This is a genomic window from Clostridium sp., from assembly GCF_051656525.1.
Taxonomy (GTDB): Bacteria; Bacillota; Clostridia; order Clostridiales; family Clostridiaceae; genus Clostridium.
In genome coordinates this window covers 1-1,647 of sequence record NZ_JBOGCC010000186.1, presented here as the reverse complement: position 1 = coordinate 1,647, position 1,647 = coordinate 1, and the positions used below count along the sequence as shown (strand labels likewise).

General features: G+C 29.2%; 3 protein-coding genes and 1 pseudogene. 1 reads left to right on the top strand and 3 read right to left on the bottom strand.

Annotation, left to right across the window (positions count from 1 at the left end; genetic code table 11):
- Positions 1–49 precede the first annotated feature (49 nt).
- The gene (locus tag ACRDDY_RS09405; RefSeq protein WP_438564695.1) at positions 50–382 is read left to right on the top strand and encodes a HesB-like protein; all 333 of its coding nucleotides are present in this window, start codon (positions 50–52) and stop codon (positions 380–382) included.
- 34 nt (positions 383–416) lie between these two features.
- Here ACRDDY_RS09405 and ACRDDY_RS09400 read toward each other — a convergent pair whose 3' ends face one another.
- The 3 genes and pseudogenes from ACRDDY_RS09400 to ACRDDY_RS09390 all read right to left on the bottom strand — a co-directional run.
- Complete coding sequence (locus tag ACRDDY_RS09400; protein WP_438564694.1) at positions 417–833, bottom strand: hypothetical protein; 417 nt, start codon at positions 831–833, stop codon at positions 417–419.
- A 64-nt stretch (positions 834–897) separates the two neighbouring features.
- A complete protein-coding gene (locus tag ACRDDY_RS09395; protein ID WP_438564693.1) occupies positions 898–1,350 on the bottom strand; it encodes a hypothetical protein in 453 nt (150 codons plus the stop codon).
- A gap of 126 nt (positions 1,351–1,476) precedes the next feature.
- Positions 1,477–1,647: pseudogene (locus ACRDDY_RS09390) on the bottom strand (phosphoribosyl-ATP pyrophosphatase); the annotation flags it as partial.

The window sequence follows — 1,647 nt, the reverse complement described above, 5'->3', positions numbered from 1 at the left end:
TACTATTTATGGCTAATATTATTTTAAACAAAAGAAAGGAGTTTTATTTATGGATTTTATAACTATTAGTGCTGAAGCATTAAATGAATTTAAAGAATTCTTAGATGAGAACAAAGTAGAAAGCTACAACATAAGAATTAATTTAGCAGGCGTTGGATGAGGAGGCCCAGTATTTAATATTGTTCTGGATGAACAATCTGATAATGACATGGCTTGTACTCAAGGTGAAATAAACTTCATCGCAGCAAAAGATTTAATAAATCAATATGGTGGATTCACTATACTTTCATCAGAAGAAAATGGTGGTAGAGGATTAAAATTATCTCCTAAAAACCAAGATTCTGAAGGTGGATGTGGTTCATGCGGTGGTGGATGCCACTAATTAAATAAAAAATAACTGGAAAATTTTTTTCCAGTTATTTTTTACTTTTAATATTCTTAAAAAAAGCCATACCTACAAGAATAACTCCTATAATCTGTATAGGAACTGATGCATGCAACTGTGCTGCTGATATATATTGCCCTGTTTTTGTATCAACCATTCCAACCTTAGTAACTGCATCTAAATATATAGTTATTATCATTCCTATTAAAAATACAACTACAAATATTTTTCTAAATATATCGCCTGTATTTCTATTTGAATTTTTATTTTTCTTTTCTATCATGTCATAACTATTTCCACAAAAAGCACATCCATTTTTGCTCTTAGCTACTCTTCTTTCCCCACACTTAGTACAATATTTTCTATCATTTTTTGTTCTTCCCTTACAACTTGGACAAATTAAAACAAATTCATTATCTAATCTTTCTCCACAACATCCACAATACATAACTTTATCTCCTGTTTCTCACATATTTTTATTGATTACACATCAAAAAAATAAAATATCCACTCTACTCTTTTATAGCTTTTTTTCTCATTTCTCCTATCCAACCAAGTATAAATGCGATTAACACAATCCCCATAATTACTACACTAATTATTTGCCCTGGTATCTGTGTATGCATTTCTGCAACTGATACATATCCCTTAGAAGATATGTATCCATTAGTTGCTGTAAAATCTCTATATAACTCTAGTACTGTAGCAATAAATACTCCTCCTACACTTATAACTGCAATAAAGCCTCCTATTTTACCATTTACTTTTATTGGATTAGATTTAGTAGGCTCTTTTTCAATATCTTTAAAGGTATGATTACAAAAAACACACCTAGTTTTCTTTTTATTTTTCCTCAAGCTACCACAACTTGTACAATAATTAATATCATTCCCTGCTCTAGCTCCACACCCTCTACAAACTTGTTCATTGCTACCTAGCTCATTACCACAGTATCCACAATACATATTGTATTCCTCCTAATTTACTGCTTTCATATTTTCATTTATTATACACCTTGCTTTTTAACTCTTCACATCTTTAATTTATCATACCTTTAAAGTTATTTTCACTTTTTTATCAAATCAATTTTTTTACCTTAATTCTGATATTTCTTTTCTTTCATCTTTTAAATTATTTTGCTTATCTCTTCTTTTTATCAATTCTTTTTTTATATCATTAAGGCTTATATCACTATAACTTGCTAAAACTAACATATGATACAGTAAATCGCACATCTCTAAAACTTGCTCTTCCTTATCTTC